This is a genomic window from Pelagibacterium limicola (assembly GCF_015694405.1).
GTDB lineage: Bacteria > Pseudomonadota > Alphaproteobacteria > Rhizobiales > Devosiaceae > Pelagibacterium > Pelagibacterium limicola.
The window spans coordinates 299,355-319,804 of record NZ_JADQDB010000001.1; the positions used below are offsets into that span (position 1 = coordinate 299,355).

Consider the following 20,450-nt stretch of genomic DNA (forward strand, 5'->3'; position numbering starts at 1 on the left):
GGGGGAGCGGATGTTGGACAGACCGATCATGGGTCTTGCAGGTTGGATCTGGGCTTTTCTCTTCTCAACTCATCCAAGGCCCCGATAGCGCGCCGGGCACGATGCAGCGACGGGAGAGTCGGACCGTGGGCGTGACGGCGTGCCGCCGCCCGTTCGTCCGCACTTAAACCGAGTTTCCGCACATAGGCGTCAAAGCCCTGCCAGTCGGCTGGGTCAATTGCCCGCGCCACGACCTCGACCTCTTGGTCAAACTCATCCTCGGCTAAAAACGAAATCTCCGAAGGGCTGTCCAGGCTTCGATCACCGGCCTCCGGTCGGCCCGTTTGCACCACTCGGTGGGCTTCAGCCCTTGCTCGCAGCGCAATGCCGATAAGCCAATCAACGGGACGGGAAAGAAGCAGCCACTTCACGAATGTTCTCTGCAAAGGTCAAACTGGGCATGGATGGCAAATTAGCGAGCGCAATGGCGCATTGGCAATGTCCGAAATTAGGTTGAAAGCCCAAACGCTCCCCGAGCCCCTCCCATCGCCGCCCCTTGCCCGAGCCCGTCCAACCCGCTACCACTCGCCTCCCGCCGCCAATATCCCCCAGGCCCATGCCCCGCTCCCTAGCTCTCCTCTGCCTCCTCGTCGCCACCGTCATCTGGGGCTTTGCCTTCATCGCGCAGAAAACGGCAATGGACGTCATGGGGCCGCTGACCTTCATGGCCGGTCGCTATCTCCTCGGCGGCCTCGTCATCCTGCCGCTCGCCCTTTACGAGAACGCCCGCCGCCCCGAGCCGTTGACCGGTCGCCAATGGGCGCTGATCGGTTTTCTCAGCGTCAACTTCTTCATGGGCTCGTGGCTGCAGCAGGCCGGGTTGCTCTATACGACCGTCACCAATAGCGGTTTCCTCACCGGGCTTTACGTCTTCTTCGTGCCGCTGATCCTGCTCGTCGTCTTCCGCACGCCGCCCTCGAGGCTTGTGTGGCTCGCGGTTCCCATCGCGCTTTTCGGCCTGTTTCTCCTCAACGGGGCAACGCTCGACGGCTTCAACCAGGGCGATCTGCTGGTCATCGGCAGCGCGGTGTTCTGGGCGCTGCAGGTCCTCGTGCTGGGCTTTCTCGCCCGCGAGACCGGCCGTCCGGTATTCATTTCCGCAATCAGCTTCCTCGCCGCGGGCCTCCTCAGCGCCGGCGGCGCCTTCGCCTTCGAAGCGCCAACCCTCCAGGCCGTCCAGCTCGGCTGGGTCGAAATCCTTTATGCGGGCCTGCTCTCAACCGCCATCGGTTTCACGCTTCAGGCCGTCGGCCAGCAGCACGTGCCCCCGGCCAATGCGGCCATTATCCTCTCGGCGGAAACCCTTTTCGCCGCCCTGGGCGGGGCCGTCATCCTCGGCGAGCGCCTGCCCGGGGCGGGTTACGCCGGCGCCGCGCTGATCTTCGCCGCCATCCTTCTGGTCGAAGTGATCCCCCAGTTCAAACGGAAAGCAGCCGTGCTCGGCTGAGCCGTCGGCTCGGCCAGCACGACCGGCTCGCCCGAGCGCGGTCTGGCGGCTACCGCACGCGGCGAAGCCTGATGTCCTCGCAGAAGACGAAGAGAACACACGCATTGAGCCGCATCGTATTGGCGTTCGTTTGCGTCACCGTCCCGCCGATATTGAATCCCTCGAGCGTCACCGTGCCCTGCCAGTGCCCCGGCCGCGTCTGCCGCGCGTCCTTGAACATGTAGGTGTTGAGATATTTGGTGTTGCGCGCGTCCTTCTTGTCTTCCTGGATCCAGATCAGCTCCGCGCACAACCGGTCTCCGTTCGGCCCGCAATAGGTGAATTCGTAGCGCGACTCGCGGTTGTCCGGCTCCCATATCCCGATCGGATCGAGCTGCTGCGCACCCGCGCCGGCCGCGCCCAACAGGGCCAGCGAAAACCCCAGAACCAGAGAGAACAATTTACGCTGCATTTTTAGCTCCTTGAGCAAGAACAGCCTCTTATATCCCGACGGCACCTGAACGGCGGCTGAATCGATGCCCCCCGATTGCGTCATATCAATGTCACGAGGCACCCTTAGGACTCCCAGTCAGCAGGCTCAACCCCGCCTGCGCCGCCGGTTCCCCGCCGGCCCCCTCCACGGTCGCCCGTCCCGGCGACCGTTTTTCTGTGGACGCGCCCGTCCCTGCTGGTGGCCCGGCCGCCAAGCCGCGATATGAAACGCTAAACGCGTCCGGGATCGCCCATGGCCAAGCTCTATTTCTCCTATGCCGCGATGAATGCCGGCAAGTCGACCATTCTGCTCCAGGCGTCCCACAATTATCGCGAGCGGGGCATGAACACCCTTCTCTTTACGGCCGCACTGGACGACCGCGCGGGTCTCGGTGTCATCGCGTCCCGCATCGGCGTTTCGACACAGGCGCGATACTTCAGCCCCGAGGACGACCTGTTCACCCAGATCGCCGAGGCGCACGCCCGCGAAACCTGCAGTTGCGTATTCTTCGATGAAGCCCAGTTCCTGACCCCCGATCAGGTCTGGCAGCTCGCCCGCGTCGCCGACCGCCTCGGTATCCCTGTCATGTGCTATGGGCTCCGCACCGATTTCCAGGGCAAGCTCTTTCCCGGCTCCGCCGAATTGCTGGCCATTGCCGATAGCCTGCGCGAGATTCGCACCATCTGCCATTGCGGGGCCAAGGCCACCATGGTCGTTCGCCTGGGCGCCGACGGCGCGCCCCTGACCGAAGGCGACCAGATCGACATTGGCGGCAATGACAAATATGTATCGCTATGCCGACGTCACTGGGAAGAAGAGACGGGACACTACCCGCCGGAAGGATAGAGATATGAGCGCAGACACCGAACCCCGGGGCAAGCTGACCATCCGCACCATGGCCATGCCCGCCGACACCAACGCTGCGGGGGACATCTTCGGCGGCTGGGTCATGAGCCAGATGGATATTGCCGGCGGCATCGCCGCCGTGGAGGAATTCGGCGGACGCTTCGCAACCGTCGCCGTCGAAGCGATGACCTTTATCGCCCCGGTCAAGGTCGGCGACGTCCTCTGCGTCTACACCTGGGTCGAGCGCGTTGGCACCACCTCGATCAAGATCGGCATGGAAGCCCATACCCGCTCCCGCCGCGCGCCCAACCGCACCAAGGTCACCGAAGGCCACTTCATCTATGTCGCCTTGACCGACGACGGCCAGAAACGCGTGATCGGCAAGAGCTGACCCACCGGGCCGGACTTCGCGACCAAACAGGGTCCCGGCCCTTGCTGGAGTTGAGGGACACCCGCCCCGAATACCCCATCCTCTGTTCATGTCCGGTTCAACCGCCATCGATTATTCATGGTGATCATGATATCGATGCGCGTTTGCAATAAACGCGTCTGCGGTATTGGGAACTTACTGGCATTGCTGGAAGTTTTCCATCCAGTCGAGCGTTTCTCGAAGAAGTGGCTGCCACTTGTTCATAGGGAAGCGCGGTAAAAACAAAAGCCCTGGGTCTCCCCTTTTTGTCGAATGGGAGTTCCCCGGGTCGTCGCCTCCAAGGGAGAAAGAAATGAATATGCGCAAACTTGCCACAGCCGCCATCGTCGCACTGGCGACGCTCCTGGGCGGCGCCGGCACCGCCTTCGCCTACGACGCAGCCGCGACCACCACCCTCAATGTGCGTTCCGGCCCCGGCACCAACTTCCGCGTGGTCGGCGTTCTTGACCGCAACCAGATCGTGCAGGTCATCGAGTGTAATGCCTCCAACACCTGGTGCCGCGTGCAGGATCGTACGCTGCAGGGCTGGGCATCGGCGCGTTACCTGCAGCCGGTTGCCGGCGGCACCCCGCCGCGTCCGCAGCCGGCGCCCACACGGCCCGATGTCGGCATTTCCATCACCACGCCCGGTTTCTCGATCGGCATCGGCACGGGCCGTCCCGGTGTCACGCCGCCGGCTGGCCAGATCTGCTTTTTCGAGGAATTCGATTACCGCGGGCGCAGCCTTTGCGTAAACGAAGGCGCTTCCGCGCGCTTCATCGAGCGCTTCTGGGATAATCGCATCCGCTCGGCCCGCGTCGAAGGCAATGTCGAAGCCACTGTCTGCACCCAGTCCAATTTCGCCGGCCGTTGTGCGGTGATCGACCGCTCGGTGCGCAACCTTGGCATGCTCTCGGACGATATTTCGTCCTACTGGGTTTCCCGCGCCCGGTAACAGGGCCGCGCTCGGCGCTTGCAGGGTTTAGTTACCCAAGCCCCTCCCCCGAACGGGGGAGGGGCTTTTTGTTTTGGCAGCCGCCCCACCATTGTCCCCCCACGGCCACATATCCATCCTCCAGAGCATATTTCTGTTGCACGATTGCAATAGTTCCCGACGTACGGCCCTCCCCAGCGAATCGGCGCCCCTTTCTCGCCACATGCCCATGCAGAACCGGTTCTCAGCGTCAATATCTGAAGGTTAGGGTTTAATGAAATTCATCAAAGCTGCCGCGCTTGCCGCGGCATTGGGTACCGGTGTGGCATCTTTCGCGGCTCCGGTCTCCTTCGCGCAGGAAATGGTCGCCGTCGTCCAGACCTCGACCGGAGTTGCTTCCTGGTATGGCGGAAAGTTCCACGGCCGCCGCACCGCATCGGGCGAAACCTACAATCAGCACGCCCTCACCGCTGCCCACCGTTCGCTGCCCTTCGGCACCGAAGTTGTGGTCACCAATCAGGCCAACGGCCGGAGTGTCGTTGTCCGCATCAATGATCGGGGGCCATTTTCCGGCGGTCGCGTCATTGACCTTTCCCATAAGGCTGCCAGCCAGATCGGCATGGTCAATTCAGGCACTGCGCGCGTTACCATCGAGGTTATCGGCGGCGCGTAGGCTCCGGACACACAAGTCCGCAGACAAAGGTAAACCTAAAATTTACCTACAAATTTAGTTTCCCGCACAAGGGCCGGCGACAGGAGCATAATCGCTCCTGATGCTGGCCCCGCGGGGGTTTCCCAAGGCGCCAGGGAGTAGAGGAGAGTTGCCATGTCTTACAAACTGCCGGCACAAAAGCTCGTCTCGATGACCGTCGCCGCTCTGACAGGTGCCGTGATGTGCGGCCTGTTCGCGTTTGTCCTGCTGGTCACTGGTGCGCTAGCCGCCTGAGCCGCCCGGGCGGCGCAGCCGCCTGCCTGAACCGTCCATTCAGTGGCCATTCAGCCGCATCCTGTTCATTTGCCTGCCTGGAACACGAAAACGTCATTGCGCGAAACCGATCCGCGCCGCGCTGCGTTGAAGGTTTCGAGAGGCATCGAACGAAGGAGGCAATAATGGCCCGCACCCTGATCCAGATGAGCATTGCCGGCGCGACCGGCGCAGTCCTTTTGACCATGATGGTGGTCGTCATGGCGTTCACCGGCGCCTTCGCCTGACCGCCGCCCCAAAAGCCCTAGTCTTCGCTATCGCCCCGCCGCATCCCCCCGGCGGGGCGTTTCGTTTCCCGCCCACAGGCCGAGCCCCGCATCGAGCGAAAGCGTGCCCCCTCCCATCCGCATCAGAATGATCGTCATCGCTGCCCACGCGAGATGGAAATTGGCCCAACCATCGGGCACCGTAAGCTGGATGATCGCCGTCATCACCAGCAGCCCCAGCGCCGCATAACGCGTGAAGAGCCCCAGCACCAGCAGCACCGGCAGGACGATCTCCCCGATCGCCGCCGCCCAGGCCATGAGCCCCGGGAACGGATAGGCATACTGCTCCCCCAGGATGTGCAGCCTGAATTCCTGCCCGAACAGGAACAGCGTACTGGGCCGCATCACGAGGAACCCGTCCCACTTGGTCAGCCCCGACCGCCAGAAGGGAACCGCCAGCGCAACCCGCAACAGGACGAGCGCCAGCCATAGCGGTACCGCCCCGATCCACCCGTCCACCCGCAAACAGGCCGCCCTTGCCCGCGCGCCAATCGCCGTCATGCCCCGTCCTTCCCCCTGAACGCGCCCAGCGCGCACAAGCCCGCGAGCGCCCTGCCGAAATCGAACCGCCCATCCGCCGCCAAAGCGGCCTCCGCCGCCGTGCCCAGCGTCGCCCCGGCATTCAGCGCTTCGATAAACGCCACATCCTGCTCTGGCACCACAGTCAGCCGCACTTCGGCCCGTGGCCGCGTGATAAGCACTGTCTCCCGGCGATCCGCGGCGACCTTCCTGCCCTGCCCCCCGCGCTGCACCGACCAGATCGAACCCACCGCATAAGGCGAGGCCAAAAGCCGTGCTGCTGGATGCAGCCGCAGGACGGTTTCTGCCAGGTCTGCCTCCCCGATCTCCGCCAGCGCGCGCATGTCGAGCACTGCAGCATCGGCGGCGTGATAACTCTGCGTGCAGAGATATTCGAGCCGCGCCAGGTCGGGCAGGTAGGGCAGCCCCGCGGCCGGCGGAAACTCTGCGATGAAGTCGCTGAAATCCTCACCATAAAACATCATTACCGGCGATCTGGGCTTGGCCTGCGCCACATAGGCACGCGCCATGGAACTGAAAAACGCCTCCCCCACCACCCGCGCGACCGCCGGAAACCCGGCCAGCAGCGCGGAGACCAGCCCGGCATGGACGTTGTTGCGATAAACGGCGAACCGCAGCGGATCGGCCTCGCCCCGCACGCACCCCACCCCGCCCGGCACCGGCGCCTCGGGATCGAGCACTGCCCCCGCGAACCGAGCCTGCCAGCCCTCGACGCTCATTGTGCCGCCACCGGCTTGTGCCGCACCGCATCGAGCGCCGCGTCCACCCGCGCCGCCTCCGCCGCCAGTTCGGCAAAGGCGGGCACATTGTTGTCCCACTCAACCAGCACGGGCTGTGGCCCGGTCCTTTCAAGCGTATGGATGAAGAGATCGAACACGTCCGGCCGCACCGCCGATCCATGCGTATCGATCAATAGCCGATCCCCGGCACTGTCGGTGGTCTCGTCATACCCCGCAAGATGAATTTCTCCCACCAGATCGGTGGGAAACCGGTCGATATAGGCAAAGGGGTCCATCCGGTGATTGACCGCCGAGATCATCACATTGTTGACGTCGAGCAAAAGCCCGCATCCTGTCCGCCTGGCGATCCGCGCCAGAAATTCCGTCTCCTCGATGGTGCTTTCCTCGAACAGCACATAGGTCGAGGGATTCTCGAGCAGCATCCGCACTCCAAGCGCATCCTGCACCTCCGAGATATGCCCGCATACCCGGTCAAGCGTCGCTTCGGTGTAGGGCAGCGGCAGCAGGTCGTTGAGATAGCCCGTATCGTGCGTCGACCAGGCCAGATGCTCGGAAAACGACGCGGGCTTGTACCGCCCGATCAGCTTCTTGAGCCGTGCAAGATGATCCTTGTCCAGCGCCCCCTCGCCGCCGATCGAAAGCCCCACCCCGTGCAGCGAAAGCGGATACCGCCCCACGATTGCCTCGAGATACCGGTGCGGCGCCCCGCCCTCCCCCATGTAGTTCTCCGCATGAACCTCGAAAAACCCCATATCAGGCCATCCCGAAACGATATCGCCATAATGCTCGGCCTTAAGCCCAACCCCTGCCCTTGCGGGCAAAGTCGATGTGGTGGTCATGACGCAATCTCCCTTTGCTGTTTGGCGAACCCCTCTCCCCCTGTGGGAGAGGGGCCGGGTGTGAGGGGGCAGCGATGTCTGCCAGACGCTCGAAACCCTACGGCAGGTCCCGATCCAGTTCCGCGAGCGAGCCCATGCGCCCGCCCGGCAATTCGATGTCCTCGCACGTTCCCGCCGGAACCAGCGACCACGCATTGCCCTGATAATCGACCGTGGAGGTTCCGGCGCATGTCGTGCCCGGCCCGGCGGCGCAATCGTTGGCACCGGCCATGGCAACGCCATAGCACTTCTCCATGGCGTCCATGTCCTGTGCGATTGCCGGTGCGGCTGTGGCCATCGCCGCGGCGAGCGAGGACGCGAGGGCGAGCGTTACAACCTTGCGATTCATGATGATCCATCCTTGTGTTGACTGACAGTACCGGCGCCGCGCCAATGCAGCACCATGTCCCCACTTCGCGCCCTGACCCTGCTTTGTTACACGGCGCGTTCCCGCACACGGCTTTGTGATCGCCCCGCCGCTCGACGCCGCCTGCTTTTGCGCTAAGAGCAATTTCGTTCAGGTGGGATCACCCCGTGTACCAACCTCGTCATCACCCGCCTTGTCCGGGTGATCCAGCGGCGCGTTGTCCAGCGCGCAGAATGGTCGCCAGCACGGGGCGTCGGCTAACCAAAGTAACAATCGGCCGCCTGGGGGCGAATTGAACGGGGAAGCCTTTGTCGCCGGAAAAGGACTGGGAACTGGCAGAGCGGATGCGGGCGGCGCTGGCGGGCGATGAGTCCGGCTATGCCGCGCTTCTGCATGAGGTTTCCGGCCTGGTCCGCGGCATCGCAAAGGCCAGGCTCGCGCCTGGATTGGGGATAGACCCGGAGGATATCGTGCAGGAAACGCTGCTGGCCATCCATCTCAAGCGCCACACATGGCAGCCCGCCCGGCCCATCGGCCCGTGGATTTACGCCATCGCGCGCCACAAGATTGCCGATGCCTGCCGGCGGCGTGGCCGTCGGGTCGAGATCGACATCTCCGATCTGGCCGACACCCTCGCCGCTCCTGTCGAGGAAACAGCTTTGGCACGCGATGTCGAACGCGCACTCGACGGGCTCTCCGAAGGCCAGCGCCGCGTCGTCGCGTCCGTCGGGATCGAAGGCGCCACCATCGGGGAAACCGCGCGCCGTCTTGGCATGAAGGAAACCGCCGTCCGCGTCTCGCTCCACCGCGGCCTCGCCAGCATCGCCGCGAAATTTGGAAAGGCCTAGACGTGTCCGGTTTTGGCAGAAGCTCGCCCGAACGCTTCCTTCACTGTCCCGGCCTTGAGCCGTGCAGCGCTCGCATCCGCCCTTTTAGAGATAACGAACGTTCCGGCTCTTGCGCCCCCTCCCCCTTGAGGGGAGGGAAGCGGCGGAGCCGCAGTATCCGTGCCCAAACCATCCCCATCAAATCCGCTGCAAACGCTGCCACAGCAAAGGGCAGCGCTTGCATCGGCCGTTCTGGAGAACACCAAACTTCCGCCTCTTGCGCCCCCTCCCCCTTGAGGGGAGGGCCGGGGTGGGGGTGCAGCGATCTTTCCAAAGGCACCCCGCTTCCTGCAGGCTCCGATACCCCCACCCTCAATCCCTCCCCTCAAGGGGGAGGGAAGCGGCGGAGCCGCGGTATCCGTGCCCAAACGCGTTGCGCACCCGCGGCCGGTCGGTTCAACCATAAGACGGGCAGGCCCTGAATGCGGACCGACGATCTGATTGCCGCGCTTGCCGCCGACACCGCCAGCCGGCGCCCGGACCTCGACAGAAGCTGGCTGCTTGCCCTCGCTGCCGGCGGGCTGCTGGCCGTCCTCGTTTTCCTCGGTGCGGTGGGCCCCCGCGCTGACCTCGCTCAGGCCATCCAGACCCCGCGCTTCGATTTCAAGTTCGTGCTCACGCTATCGCTCGCTGTCCCGGCCTTTTTCGCGCTGCGTGCCCTGGCCATTCCCGGCGCCAAGGTCCCTTTGGCTGCCCTCGCACTGGCCCCCGCACTGGGCATCATGGCCGTCATCGCCGAACTCATCGTCCTGCCCGCCGATGTCTGGGCGATGAGTGCGGTGGGCAAGAACGCCCGTTATTGCCTCACCTTCATACCCTTGATTGGCGTGGCCCCGCTCGCCGCCTTCATCGCCGTCCTCCGCCATGGCGCACCCACGCGGCCCGCTCTTGCTGGCGCCGTCGCGGGGCTTCTGGCGGGTGGCATCGCTGCCACGCTTTATGCTATCCACTGCACCGACGATTCCCCACTCTTCGTCATGACCTGGTACCCCCTCGCCATTGCGATCCTAATCCTCGCCGGTGCCGCTCTAGGACGGATTTTTGCGCGCTGGTGAGAGAAATGCGTGCCAAGCGTCTCGCTATCGACACAGTTCGGTGTTAACTTATGATCATCGCCAGTCCGACACCGGCATACTGGCGCTAAAGGCGAGAATGGTCCCTTCAAAGAGGCTGGCGCTTTTGCTGCTGCCTAGGAAGGAACCCATCCATGTCGCTATTCCCTGTCAACGACAGGTCGGCAACCTGCCCGCACTGCAAGGCCAGAAATGTCCTGATCGGCAGTGACCTTGACCTCCATGCCCCCATTGCCTGCTCGACATGCCAACGAGTCATCGGCACCTACGCCGACTTTGGCACTTCGGCCGCCGATGCGGAATCCCCTGACGCACCCATGGAAAATTGCGCATCGTGATCTGCGTGCTGTCAGGCCGCACCGTCCAAGCGCCCACCTCTGCCGCCGTATATCAGGAACGGCAAACCGCTGAGCCAGACCGTGTCCGGCGGCGCAAAACGGAGATAGGCACGAGTACGGGTCTGGCGATGGTTGGGTAAGGCAGGAGAAACCGCATCGAAAGGCAACGCCGCCCCATCTCTCCTGACATACCCTGTCAGCAGGCCCATATAAAAAGCACGCCGAACCCGGTTCGTTAGCCCGCGGCGGGAACCAGCCCGTTCCCATTCCGTTCCGCCCGTGCTATTGAATCCGCCCACTTGCCGAACGATATGTGCGCCATGACCTCCGACAAGAAATCCCCCCAGCCCGCCCGGCGCGAGGACGGAAAAACCGTCGGCCGCCCCCAGAAGACCGACTTCTCCATCGACGATTTCGTCCGCGAGATCGAGAAGGCGGAGGATGCGGCGATTGCGAAACCGCTGCCGCAGGAGCGCCTGCGCAACAAGCGCCGCCTCGACAGGGAGGCCGCCGCCGCAGCAACGCCCCCGGTCGAGCCGAAGAAAAAGAAGGCCACAAAATCGCCTGTGACCGGCATGACGCTCAAGTCCCCGAAGTCAAAAGCCAACGCCATCGAGCGCCCCACCAATCTCGACGGTTTCGGTGAAGCCGAGCAGGCCGGCTTCGGCCATGTGCCGTCCCAGCCCACCGCCCGCGACATCTCCCGCGCCGCCGCCAAGGACCCCGCGACCATGGCCCAGCTTCGCGGCGCCCTCGCAACGGCCCGCGACACGTCGACATCCGATTCAAACCTCGTGGGAGTAACGGCCACCGTTCAGGCGCTCGAACAGATCATCCTCCACGGCCGCAAGGAGGTCGAGGGCGCCGCCCCGTGGAAGCCCCATCGTCCTGAAGCGCTGAAGAAGGATCGCGGCGGCATTCCGTTCAAGCTGGTGACCGATTACACCCCCGCCGGCGACCAGCCCACCGCGATTGCCGAGCTTGTCGAGGGCATAAACAACGGCGAGACCGACCAGGTCCTGCTGGGCGTCACCGGCTCGGGCAAAACCTTCACCGCCGCCCAGGTCATCGCCCGCACCAACCGCCCCGCGCTCATCCTCGCCCCCAACAAGACGCTGGCCGCCCAGCTCTATGGCGAGTTCAAGAACTTCTTCCCCGAAAACGCGGTGGAATATTTCGTCTCCTATTACGACTACTACCAGCCCGAGGCCTACGTCCCGCGCACGGATACCTATATCGAGAAGGAATCCACCATCAACGAGCAGATCGACCGGATGCGCCACTCGGCCACCCGCGCGATCCTCGAGCGCGACGACGTCATCATCGTCGCCTCCGTCTCCTGCATTTACGGTATCGGCTCGGTGGAGGACTACACCACCATGACCATCTGGCTCGAAAAGGGCCAGAAGATCGACCAGCGCGCCCTATTGAACGAGCTCGTCGCCCTGCAATACAAGCGCGGCGACATCGGCTTCGTGCGCGGCACCTTCCGCGTGCGTGGCGATACGGTGGAAATCTTCCCCGCCCACTATGAGGATGCCGCCTGGCGCATCACCCTCTTCGGCGACGAGATCGAGACCATCGCCGAATTCGATCCCCTGACCGGCAAGAAATCCGCCGAGCTCAACGCCGTCCGCGTCTTCGCCAATTCCCACCACGTCACCACCCGCACGACGATGAACGCGGCCATCAAGGAGATCAAGAAGGAGCTCCAGGCCCGCCTGCAGGAATTGAACGGCGCCGGCCGCTTCCTCGAAGCCCAGCGCCTCGAACAGCGCACGCTCTTCGATCTCGAGATGATGGAAGCCACCGGCTCCTGCGCCGGCATCGAGAACTATTCGCGCTATTTCTCCGGCCGCAAGCCCGGCGAGCCGCCCCCCACGCTCTTCGAATACCTCCCCGACAACGCGCTGGTGTTCGTTGATGAATCCCACGTCACCATCGGCCAGCTCGGCGCCATGTATCGCGGCGACCTCCGCCGCAAGGCGACCCTCGCCGAATATGGCTTCCGCCTGCCCTCCTGCATGGACAACCGCCCCCTGCGCTTTGAGGAATGGAACGCCATGCGCCCGCAAACGGTCTATGTCTCGGCAACGCCAGGCGCGTGGGAGCTCGAACAGACCGGTGGCGTTTTCGCCGAACAGGTCATCCGCCCCACCGGCCTCACCGACCCCAATGTGGAGATCCGCCCGGCCACCAGCCAGGTCGATGACGTGGTCGATGAAATCCGCAAGACCACCGACGCGGGCTATCGCACCCTGCTCACCGTCCTCACCAAGAAAATGGCCGAGGACCTCACCGAATATCTGCACGAACAGGGCATCCGCGTGCGCTACATGCATTCCGACATCGACACCATCGAGCGCATCGAGATCATTCGCGACCTGCGCCTTGGCGCCTTCGACGTGCTGGTCGGCATCAACCTGCTACGCGAAGGCCTCGACATCCCCGAATGCGGCCTCGTCGCCATCCTCGATGCCGACAAGGAAGGCTTCCTGCGCTCGGAAACCTCCCTCATCCAGACCATCGGCCGCGCCGCCCGCAACATCGATGGCCACGTCATCCTCTATGCCGACCGCATAACCGGCTCAATGGACCGCGCCCTCGCCGAAACCAACCGCCGCCGCGAAAAACAGCTCGCCTACAACACCGAACACGGTATCACCCCGCAATCCGTCAAGGCCCGCATCAACGACATCGTCGACAGCGTCTACGAACGCGACCACGTCTCGATAAAGATCAGACCGGGCAAGGACGGCAAGGACACCGTCCCCGTCGGCGCCAACCTGGCGGCAGTCATCAAGGACCTCGAAGGCAAAATGCGCGAGGCGGCCACGAACCTGGAATTCGAACAGGCAGCGAGATTGCGGGACGAAATCAAGAAGTTGCGGGAGATGGAGTTGGATGTGTTGGAAGGGCCGGGAGGCTGATCAACTGACGCATATTTATTGGTTACATTTTTTTCTTCTTGTAGATCGCATCAATGACTCTCTGCCTAAGTCGGCTATTTGGTCGCTTAGCACCCGTTGAGTGCTTTCCATACGCCGAGCCTATGAGATTTTTCAGCCGATCACGTTCCGAAAATGGTATGTCGTCAATGTCATAGCTTTTACGCATTTCTTTGGCGAGATCGGATAAATAAAATGAATTCTTGTCGAGCGATACTATATAGTCCTCGACATGCGTCTCCCATCCCTTCGGTTTCTCTCGAACAATTTGTATCGTTAGAATATGCCTAGCTGCCGCATCGGTTGTTCTTCCTAAGTAGTCTAAATATAGCGGTAGCATTTTCGCGGAAAAGAACTCCTGGCCGTAAAAATTACCGACATTCCACGGAATTGACGTCATCAGTCTTCGCCATTTTTCTTCGCCCTCATACTTATCAAAAGATTCATCGAGATAGAAAGACAGTCCATCCAACCCGCCATGGCCCTCCTCGGAAAGTATTGGCGATAACACGACGATAATGCGCATTTCCCTTGCCCAGGTAAGCATTATCTCATCCAGAAGCTTCTTTCTAATTGGTACGCCGGCGTGGTCGCTGTTTCTTAGTGCACGTGCAGCACACTTCATAATTTGCAAACAAACAAACAGAGACGATTCACTGATATATCGATTTATAGTTTGCTGATATGGCTTACTACGATCGTAGTTCTTATCAAGAATAGCGTCCTTTAGTTCCGTAGGAATATTGGAATGAGACGCTTCGTTCTCAATTGCTTCTTTTGCCTCCTCTAGTTTTTCAATATTAGGCTCCCAGTGAAGAATTTCATAAGGGTCGAAGTGGTCCGAAAAATTGGTTCTACTCTCAAATTCAGAATTTAGATCACTGAGGTCTCTATATAGCACCTCTAGTAAATCGCCACTTCGACGGTCAATACCACTGTAAAATTCGATAATTTCAGGGTGAGAAGCGTACCGCCGATCGCTCATAATGAAATTATAGAACTCCTTGCTGTGATGCATACGGTTAGCTGCAAAATACTGTAGCCAATATGCAAAACGAAAACAGTATTTATCTTCGTACGCATGAATTATTCCACAGGAACACAATATAAAAAACAACGTATCAGATTCTATTTCTACAAGTTGAGCCTTTGCGTATTCAGTAATTTTTTCGATAAATAAACTCTTGGAAAACACCGGCTCTCCAGATTTCATTATCTGTTCAGCAAAATATCCTAGAGAAAATAAACTATCCTTTAAATCTGGAGCTGTATTATATTTCGGTATACTTTGAACTTCGTTAAATAATATACCAAGAAATAGGTTGATCACCTCAGTTCTATTAACAGGACTAGCATCAATTTGATGCTCAAATATGTTAAGTAGCGTGTCACAGTTATGCGGAGTTCTAGGAAGATTAAGCTGAGTAAGATTGTCACTTAGCCGCCGAAGTGCAAGTTCTTCGGAAAAAGGAGCGCCTTGAGTGATATATTGTAGTACTAGTTCGCGCATCGATTTGCGATCAAGCGCCCAGAGATTGAGTTCTCTTATTTCCCCTTCCACGGCCTCACTATATACTACCCCCACTTTTTCAGGATCTTCTACGCGCATGAGCATAATCACACGGGCATTGGGAACAACCTTTTTGACTGAGCCGAAATGACGGGCGTGTAGTTTGTTCTTAGGATCAAATTCATCGATTATGATCAAGTCTGGTAAACTAGGCTTACCCAGCAGTCGTTTGGATTGTTCTTCAAAAAACGTCTTTATTGCCGCCTCATGATTTTTTGCCTCCGTAATTCGATACATCAGCGGAAAAACACTTGTTGTCTTTGCGCTGCGCAACACGAGGTGATGGCCGAGAACAGTTAAGCCGTATTGAGAAGGGGCCTTTATTAAAGTGTCTTGAGCGCTCGCTAGAACTTCGTCGGCGCTCAAGAGAACCGCGTTTTTGGCTTCCCGCGAGATTTCAGGTGTTTCACTCAATGTAGGTTCTATCCAGCACCGTTTTCCACGTCCCTCGGGGCGTAGTGCCTCGTGCAGTCTTGCCGTGTATTCGATTTCTAACCTGGCCTGAACGTCGCTGGGGTTCGCGAGCAGATTTTGATCCTGCTTGAGGAAAATAACGGCCACGCCATCGTTAGTGCCCGAAAATGTCGTTCCAGATACGAAACGCTGGTGCGCTTTTGTCCATTCTCTATATTGCACCTCGACACGGCTATCGTTCAGATCGACAATCGCGTACCCAAGTTTGTCGCCCTTACGGCTAAAAAGGGCCGGTGCGCTGATGCCACAACAATTGCCAAATATGCCATAATGAGAATCCAGACGTTGCGCATGGACATGACCATGAAAACACGCCGAAAAATGTCGGCGCATCGTTTCCCCTAACTCCGTTCTGGCCCAGTCGCTTAACCAGTCAAGCGGATGGTGCATAACTAGAATACGAGAGGGGAATTCTGTTTCTTGTAGCCACTGATGGAGCAATCGCGTGTCAATATGCAATTTACCTCGATCATCACGCGCGTACTGCTGGCCTTGGCCTCCAAATGAAAAGAGCGAGGTATTTAGGCAATAGACGCCCACGGATTCTGTCAGCTCGTGACCGGCTCCAAGTGCATTATTTCCACATCCTAAAGCCTCGAAATCGTGTTCAATCGCCAAGTGGCGATTGAATTTTTTCGAAACAAACTCAACCTCAGCGCCAGAAAAAAAACTTGTCGCTTCTTGTTCTGAATTTATGATCTTATCGAATGCAGCTAGGACCTGCGCTTTCTCATTTACGTAATCAGAATCCACATCGTGATTTCCTGCAGCAATGACAAGGTTCTTTTTTCCAAGTCCCAGTTCATTCAACGTTGAGATAAACTTCGATGCCTCTTCATAATTCTCGGCACGCGCGCCCGCTTGAACCAAATCGCCGGAAATAATTACGACAAGTGCTTCGTTGTGGTTGGCATTCCTAATATCATCAATAAAGGACGAAAGAACCACTCCCTGTTCTTCGTACCAGCCTTTCCTAATATGCAAATCCGATAAGTGAAGTATCTTCATAAAATAATTCTCCAACTCGAGGTAACTAAGTCTAAACTAACCTCTCGATCTTTCAACTGCGGGGCCCATTTATCCCCACCCCACAAACCTCCCCTATCCTCCCCTGTCGCACCCGCTTCGCCCCATCACCGACAGGAGGCCCCTTTGCACGAGGATTTCGGCACCCGCGCCTTTAATGTCTCAGTACGGGAAGGACGAGCGAAGTGAGGACCCCGGCGAACGTTTTCGCCGCCCCGTCGGAGGGCCAGTGAAATCCATAGGGCGGCTTTAGCCCGTCATGGATTTCACGGTACGGCCCGTGAGACAGAAAAAAGGACACCCCATGCCCCGCCACAAAGCCCCTCCCCGTTCCACCACGCTCGACGCTCACGCCGCCCATGCCGCGCTCATCGCGCGGCTGGAGGCGTTTCAGCTGACCATTGCGCCTTATGGCAAATCCCGGCCCGATGCGCCTGTGCCCCCGCCCACGGCGGACATGGCCGCCGATCTCATCGCGCAGATGGTCCGCCAGATGCGCCATGCGCCCGAGGCGCGCGGCCTGCCCCGGCTCGACAGGGATCGCCCCGTCACAATCTCCGAACTGACGGTGGCCTTCGCCCAGACCCATCAGGCCTTCGATGCGTTCGGCAAGCACCACAAATTCGACCGTCCGGTCGCCGATGCGGCGTCCCAGCAGCGCACGATCGAATACCGCAAGAAAATGATGCGGATGATCAATGTCCGGATCATCGATGGCATCCGCTCGGGCTATCTGTTGCCCTCCGGCGGCCCCGAGGACAAGGAAAAGCGCGCGCTGGCGAAGCAGTTTACCGAGATCGTCAAACGCCTCGAAATCCTCGCCGACGACAAGGTCTTCCCCTATGTGGGCGAGACGACATATCGCTGAACCGGTACACCGCATGCGGCCGGCTCAGCGGTGTCCCGAAAGATCTTATCCCCGCCCCCTCCACCCGCGCCATACTGCTCTCACGACCCCGCGCCGAACGCATGCGCAACGAACGTGTGGCGGGAGGTTGGATGGAAGGGCTCAGGGCGGATTACCCCCTGGACCGGACCTGAAAACCGCGTCGGTCCGGGTCCGATGGGAGTCGTCCCAGCGGAGGTCCAAAGCGGACGGATGGCCGGATGTGGATAACATGTGAGGGGTGCGGGCCAGTATAGCGGCCCGTGTGACTCTCCCACGTCGCACCGGGGAAACCCGGAGGGGCAGCGGAAGCCATTGGCTCCCAACAAACCCCAGCCCGAGCAAGCCGCCATAAGCCTAAAATCCCGGATGCCTGGGGCGATGATCGCTTCATACTAGACTAAAAGAGTGCGGAGCGTTCATCGCCCCATGCCTGTTCGACTGCCATCATCCCCCGAGGCTCAACGCCATCGGGAAGTTCCGCACGCCTGCACGAAAGGCCGCCAAATGCTTCAGTACGGGAAGGACGAACGAAGTGAGGACCCCGGCCAACGTTTTGGCCGCGCCGTCGCAGGCGCAACGCAGGGCATAGGCGCGGCGTTAGCGCCGTCATGCCCGGCGTGGTGCGCGCCGTGAGACAGAACAAACTCCCCGTGAGACATCAACCAAGAGCAACCAACGAAATCTGCCGTCCGGCCCTCGTCCCCTTATGCGTCCCATACCGGTGCGAAAAATACCGCTCCGGCGCCGCATAACTGTCCCCGCCCACGGCCTCGATGCTATAAAGCCCCAGTGCCCTCGCCTGGCTCTCCACCAGCCCCGGCACATCGAAATGGGGTTTGCCCCGCCCGGCCACGATGAACGGCACCGCATCGGGATAGTCCCGCCCGATCATCGCGGCGAACGCCTCGCCCACCTCGTAGCTTTCGGGCGCAATTGAAGGCCCGATCGCCGCCGAAATTCTCCCCGCGCTGGCGCCCAGCGCTATCATCGCCTCCACAGCTCGGGCCAGCACCCCGTCCACCGCCCCGCGCCACCCCGCATGCGCGGCCCCGATCACCCCGGCTTGTGGGTCGGCCAGCAGCACGGGGACGCAATCGGCGGTCAGAATGCCCAGGGCGATGCCAGGCCGGGCCGTCACCAGCGCATCGGCCTCGGGGCGCGCGTCGAGGTCGGTCTGTTCGCCGACGGTGAGCACGGCGGTGCCATGCACCTGCCTGGCCATCGCCACCGGCACCGGCCCGAGCTTCAATGCCATCACCGCGCGGTGGATGTTCTCGCGCACGTTGGCGGGGTCGTCCCCCACCGCAACCGAGGCGTTGAGCGCGGCGAACTCGCCCTCGGACACCCCGCCCTGCCGCCCGAAGAATCCGTGGCGGATGCGGGGCAAGGCGGAGAGAGAGGGAGCAGTTTCGAACGGTGGGTGCATGAACTGAACTTTCAAAAACCGGCAGGCTTGAGACCGGGAGAGGCCGCGCAGAACGCCTTGAACAGCACGCCCATTTCATCGGGGTGCGTAAGCCGCCGCAGCGCCCCGGTCAGCGCCCCGGCCTCAGCCGGATTCGCCCGGGCCAGCGCCTCGCACCGCGCGGTGATCCCCAAGGATGTAAGAAAATCCCCCTGGGGAACAAGTGGCGCTATGCTCAACCCTGCCATGCGCAAAGCATCGCCCAGCGCTTCGAAGTCCACATGCGCGGTAAGATCCGCCTCCCCCGGCACCTCCAGAGGATCGGCAAACCGGTGCCTCGCCAGCGCCTGAAGCGTTTCCCCCGGCTGGCTGCGCGCATAACCATAATCGATCGCCAGCAGCGCACCACCGCGCGGACCGATCACCCGGCCGATCCGCTCGCCAAACTGCCGCGCCGCCAGCCCGATTTCGGCCACCGCCCCTTCCGGCGCATCGGCAAAGGCGGGCCCGAGCAGCGCGCCGTCATAGGGCGTCGGCGACAGCCCGAAGGTGCGCCGGCCTTCGGCCAGTCCCACCATCCGCTCGAACCACTTGCCGCCCCGCTGCACGAACTGCCGGATCGGCAAGGCATCGAAGAACTCGTTGGCGACGACGATCACCGGCGCATCGGAGATATCCTCGGGCTCGGAAACGAAGGTAGGATCGAAGGGCTTCAGCCTTTCCGCCTGGATGGCCTTGAGATCGGGGTTGGTTTCATAGAGCGCCAGCGCGAGCGCATCGGAAAACCCCGGCACCCGCCCCGCCACCCGCAGCGCATCCGCCATCAGCGTCCCCCGTCCGGGGCCGAGTTCGAGGAGCGTAATCCGGGCCGGCGACCCCATCTGGAGATAGAGGTCGGCGATCCATCCGCCGATCATCTCCCCGAACATCTGGCTGATTTCGGGCGCGGTGATGAAGTCGCCCCCCGCCCCCAGCGGGTCGGCCTTGCGATAGTATCCGCGCGTGGGGTGCGTGAGGCACAATCCCATATAGGCCGCGATCGACATCGGCCCGCTCGTCCTGATCTGCATGTCGATCAGGTCGCCGAGCGACAGGTTTTCGTCAGGCATGGCGCCGGGTCTGCGCGTAAGCTAGAAGGCCGATGCCGGCGACGAGAATGGGCAGGGTCAGCACCATCCCCATGGTCAGCCAGCCAAAGGCGAGATAGCCGATATGGGCATCGGGCAGCCGGAAGAACTCGACGAAAATCCGCGATAGCGCATAGCCGATCCCGAATATCCCCGCCGCGAAGCCGGGGCGGCGCAGCACGAGCTTGATATGCGTGAAATAGCGGATGACGAGAAACAGCACCACGCCCTCGAGCAGCCCCTCATAGAGCTGGCTCGGATGACGCGGCAGATCGCCCCCGCCAGGAAACACCACGCCCCACGGCATCGTCGTCACCGACCCGTAAAGCTCGGCATTGATGAAATTGGCGACCCGCCCGAGGAACAGCCCGAACGTCGCGCAGCACGCCAGAAGGTCGAGCCCCGAAAGAATATTCGCTCCCTTGTGCCGGCAGTAGAGCGCCATCGCGACAATGAGCCCCAGGAACCCGCCATGAAAGCTCATCCCGCCATCCCACAGCGCTATGATCGCCGCTGGATTGGCGAGGAAGGCCAGCGGGTCGTAGAACAGCACATAACCCAGCCGCCCGCCCACGATGATCCCGACCACGATCCAGAACGTGAAATCGAACAACTCCGAAGGGGTCATCGGCGGCGTATTATTGACCCAGAGCGATTTGCGCCTGAGGATGAGCATCCCATACCCGACTCCCAGAAAGATACCGGCCAGATAGGCCAGCGCGTACCAGCGGATGACGATGGGGCCGATGGCAAAGGCGATTGGGTCGATTTCGGGAAAGGGCAAGGCGAG

Annotated in this window: 18 protein-coding genes and 1 pseudogene; 9 read left to right on the forward strand and 10 right to left on the reverse strand. The window is 61.0% G+C overall.

The genetic code is table 11. The annotated features are described in order from the left end of the window. Positions 1–26: 26 nt before the first annotated feature. A complete protein-coding gene (locus tag I2G20_RS01470; protein WP_196257896.1) occupies positions 27–410 on the reverse strand; it encodes a hypothetical protein in 384 nt (127 codons plus the stop codon). Between the two features lie 185 nt (positions 411–595). Between I2G20_RS01470 and I2G20_RS01475 the strand changes: the two genes are divergently transcribed. Beyond that, on the forward strand, positions 596–1,486 hold the full coding sequence (locus I2G20_RS01475) for a DMT family transporter (protein WP_196257897.1): 891 nt from the start codon (positions 596–598) through the stop codon (positions 1,484–1,486). A gap of 49 nt (positions 1,487–1,535) precedes the next feature. On the opposite strand, the gene I2G20_RS01480 is transcribed toward I2G20_RS01475, so the two are convergent. Continuing rightward, the gene (locus I2G20_RS01480) at positions 1,536–1,937 is read right to left on the reverse strand and encodes a DUF2147 domain-containing protein (protein WP_196257898.1); all 402 of its coding nucleotides are present in this window, start codon (positions 1,935–1,937) and stop codon (positions 1,536–1,538) included. A gap of 273 nt (positions 1,938–2,210) precedes the next feature. Here I2G20_RS01480 and I2G20_RS01485 point away from each other — a divergent pair, with 273 nt between their 5' ends. The 4 genes from I2G20_RS01485 to I2G20_RS01500 all read left to right on the forward strand — a co-directional run bounded on the left by I2G20_RS01485 (position 2,211) and on the right by I2G20_RS01500 (position 4,820). Beyond that, positions 2,211–2,804 carry a thymidine kinase gene (locus tag I2G20_RS01485; protein ID WP_196257899.1) on the forward strand — a complete coding sequence of 198 codons (594 nt, stop codon included), beginning with the start codon at positions 2,211–2,213 and terminating at the stop codon, positions 2,802–2,804. A gap of 4 nt (positions 2,805–2,808) precedes the next feature. Next, the gene (locus I2G20_RS01490; protein WP_196257900.1) at positions 2,809–3,195 is read left to right on the forward strand and encodes an acyl-CoA thioesterase; all 387 of its coding nucleotides are present in this window, start codon (positions 2,809–2,811) and stop codon (positions 3,193–3,195) included. A 331-nt stretch (positions 3,196–3,526) separates the two neighbouring features. Further along, a complete protein-coding gene (locus I2G20_RS01495) occupies positions 3,527–4,168 on the forward strand; it encodes an SH3 domain-containing protein (protein ID WP_196257901.1) in 642 nt (213 codons plus the stop codon). 253 nt (positions 4,169–4,421) lie between these two features. Then, entirely contained in the window at positions 4,422–4,820 is a 399-nt protein-coding gene (locus I2G20_RS01500) for a septal ring lytic transglycosylase RlpA family protein (protein ID WP_196257902.1), read from the forward strand. Between the two features lie 566 nt (positions 4,821–5,386). Here I2G20_RS01500 and I2G20_RS01505 read toward each other — a convergent pair. The 4 genes from I2G20_RS01505 to I2G20_RS01520 form a co-directional block, all read right to left on the reverse strand. Next, the gene (locus I2G20_RS01505) at positions 5,387–5,899 is read right to left on the reverse strand and encodes a DoxX family protein (RefSeq protein ID WP_196257903.1); all 513 of its coding nucleotides are present in this window, start codon (positions 5,897–5,899) and stop codon (positions 5,387–5,389) included. After that, positions 5,896–6,657: an HvfC/BufC N-terminal domain-containing protein gene (locus tag I2G20_RS01510; RefSeq protein ID WP_196257904.1), complete on the reverse strand. Its 762-nt coding sequence runs from the start codon at positions 6,655–6,657 to the stop codon at positions 5,896–5,898. Before I2G20_RS01510 ends, I2G20_RS01505 begins: the two co-directional genes overlap by 4 nt. Beyond that, positions 6,654–7,517: an MNIO family bufferin maturase gene (gene bufB / locus I2G20_RS01515; RefSeq protein WP_196257905.1), complete on the reverse strand. Its 864-nt coding sequence runs from the start codon at positions 7,515–7,517 to the stop codon at positions 6,654–6,656. Before bufB ends, I2G20_RS01510 begins: the two co-directional genes overlap by 4 nt. A gap of 97 nt (positions 7,518–7,614) precedes the next feature. Beyond that, a complete protein-coding gene (locus I2G20_RS01520; RefSeq protein ID WP_196257906.1) occupies positions 7,615–7,905 on the reverse strand; it encodes a BufA1 family periplasmic bufferin-type metallophore in 291 nt (96 codons plus the stop codon). 326 nt (positions 7,906–8,231) lie between these two features. Here I2G20_RS01520 and I2G20_RS01525 point away from each other — a divergent pair, with 326 nt between their 5' ends. The 3 genes and pseudogenes from I2G20_RS01525 to uvrB all read left to right on the forward strand — a co-directional run. Beyond that, positions 8,232–8,771 carry a sigma-70 family RNA polymerase sigma factor gene (locus I2G20_RS01525; protein ID WP_196257907.1) on the forward strand — a complete coding sequence of 180 codons (540 nt, stop codon included), beginning with the start codon at positions 8,232–8,234 and terminating at the stop codon, positions 8,769–8,771. 461 nt (positions 8,772–9,232) lie between these two features. Then, positions 9,233–9,865: an NrsF family protein gene (locus tag I2G20_RS01530; RefSeq protein WP_196257908.1), complete on the forward strand. Its 633-nt coding sequence runs from the start codon at positions 9,233–9,235 to the stop codon at positions 9,863–9,865. Positions 9,866–11,018: 1,153 nt separating this feature from the next. Next, positions 11,019–13,142: pseudogene (uvrB, locus tag I2G20_RS01535) on the forward strand (excinuclease ABC subunit UvrB); the annotation flags it as partial. Positions 13,143–13,173: 31 nt separating this feature from the next. On the opposite strand, the gene I2G20_RS01540 reads toward uvrB, so the two are convergent. Further along, the gene (locus tag I2G20_RS01540; protein WP_196257909.1) at positions 13,174–16,221 is read right to left on the reverse strand and encodes a metallophosphoesterase family protein; all 3,048 of its coding nucleotides are present in this window, start codon (positions 16,219–16,221) and stop codon (positions 13,174–13,176) included. 322 nt (positions 16,222–16,543) lie between these two features. Here I2G20_RS01540 and I2G20_RS01545 point away from each other — a divergent pair, with 322 nt between their 5' ends. Beyond that, the gene (locus tag I2G20_RS01545) at positions 16,544–17,107 is read left to right on the forward strand and encodes a hypothetical protein (protein ID WP_196257910.1); all 564 of its coding nucleotides are present in this window, start codon (positions 16,544–16,546) and stop codon (positions 17,105–17,107) included. Between the two features lie 679 nt (positions 17,108–17,786). Here the strand turns inward: I2G20_RS01545 and pgeF are convergent. From pgeF to lgt, 3 genes are read right to left on the reverse strand one after another with little or no spacing between them, the layout of a single operon-like run. After that, positions 17,787–18,554, reverse strand: coding sequence for a peptidoglycan editing factor PgeF (pgeF, locus tag I2G20_RS01550; protein WP_196257911.1), 768 nt, complete (start codon positions 18,552–18,554; stop codon positions 17,787–17,789). Between the two features lie 11 nt (positions 18,555–18,565). Further along, positions 18,566–19,642, reverse strand: a complete 1,077-nt coding sequence (locus tag I2G20_RS01555) for a class I SAM-dependent methyltransferase (RefSeq protein WP_196257912.1) — start codon at positions 19,640–19,642, stop codon at positions 18,566–18,568. Beyond that, positions 19,635–20,444, reverse strand: coding sequence for a prolipoprotein diacylglyceryl transferase (lgt, locus tag I2G20_RS01560; protein ID WP_196257913.1), 810 nt, complete (start codon positions 20,442–20,444; stop codon positions 19,635–19,637). The genes I2G20_RS01555 and lgt overlap by 8 nt, the downstream gene beginning before the upstream one ends. Positions 20,445–20,450: the final 6 nt, after the last annotated feature.

What these genes read in the sequence shown, in the direction of transcription:
- I2G20_RS01475 (WP_196257897.1), top strand. Translation starts at nt 596, where the DNA reads ATGCCCCGCTCCCTAGCTCTCCTCTGCCTCCTCGTCGCCACCGTCATC.
- I2G20_RS01480 (WP_196257898.1), bottom strand. Translation starts at nt 1,937, where the DNA reads ATGCAGCGTAAATTGTTCTCTCTGGTTCTGGGGTTTTCGCTGGCCCTG.
- I2G20_RS01485 (WP_196257899.1), top strand. Translation starts at nt 2,211, where the DNA reads ATGGCCAAGCTCTATTTCTCCTATGCCGCGATGAATGCCGGCAAGTCG.
- I2G20_RS01490 (WP_196257900.1), top strand. Translation starts at nt 2,809, where the DNA reads ATGAGCGCAGACACCGAACCCCGGGGCAAGCTGACCATCCGCACCATG.
- I2G20_RS01495 (WP_196257901.1), top strand. Translation starts at nt 3,527, where the DNA reads ATGAATATGCGCAAACTTGCCACAGCCGCCATCGTCGCACTGGCGACG.
- I2G20_RS01500 (WP_196257902.1), top strand. Translation starts at nt 4,422, where the DNA reads ATGAAATTCATCAAAGCTGCCGCGCTTGCCGCGGCATTGGGTACCGGT.
- I2G20_RS01505 (WP_196257903.1), bottom strand. Translation starts at nt 5,899, where the DNA reads ATGACGGCGATTGGCGCGCGGGCAAGGGCGGCCTGTTTGCGGGTGGAC.
- I2G20_RS01510 (WP_196257904.1), bottom strand. Translation starts at nt 6,657, where the DNA reads ATGAGCGTCGAGGGCTGGCAGGCTCGGTTCGCGGGGGCAGTGCTCGAT.
- bufB (WP_196257905.1), bottom strand. Translation starts at nt 7,517, where the DNA reads ATGACCACCACATCGACTTTGCCCGCAAGGGCAGGGGTTGGGCTTAAG.
- I2G20_RS01520 (WP_196257906.1), bottom strand. Translation starts at nt 7,905, where the DNA reads ATGAATCGCAAGGTTGTAACGCTCGCCCTCGCGTCCTCGCTCGCCGCG.
- I2G20_RS01530 (WP_196257908.1), top strand. Translation starts at nt 9,233, where the DNA reads ATGCGGACCGACGATCTGATTGCCGCGCTTGCCGCCGACACCGCCAGC.
- I2G20_RS01540 (WP_196257909.1), bottom strand. Translation starts at nt 16,221, where the DNA reads ATGAAGATACTTCACTTATCGGATTTGCATATTAGGAAAGGCTGGTAC.
- I2G20_RS01545 (WP_196257910.1), top strand. Translation starts at nt 16,544, where the DNA reads ATGCCCCGCCACAAAGCCCCTCCCCGTTCCACCACGCTCGACGCTCAC.
- pgeF (WP_196257911.1), bottom strand. Translation starts at nt 18,554, where the DNA reads ATGCACCCACCGTTCGAAACTGCTCCCTCTCTCTCCGCCTTGCCCCGC.
- I2G20_RS01555 (WP_196257912.1), bottom strand. Translation starts at nt 19,642, where the DNA reads ATGCCTGACGAAAACCTGTCGCTCGGCGACCTGATCGACATGCAGATC.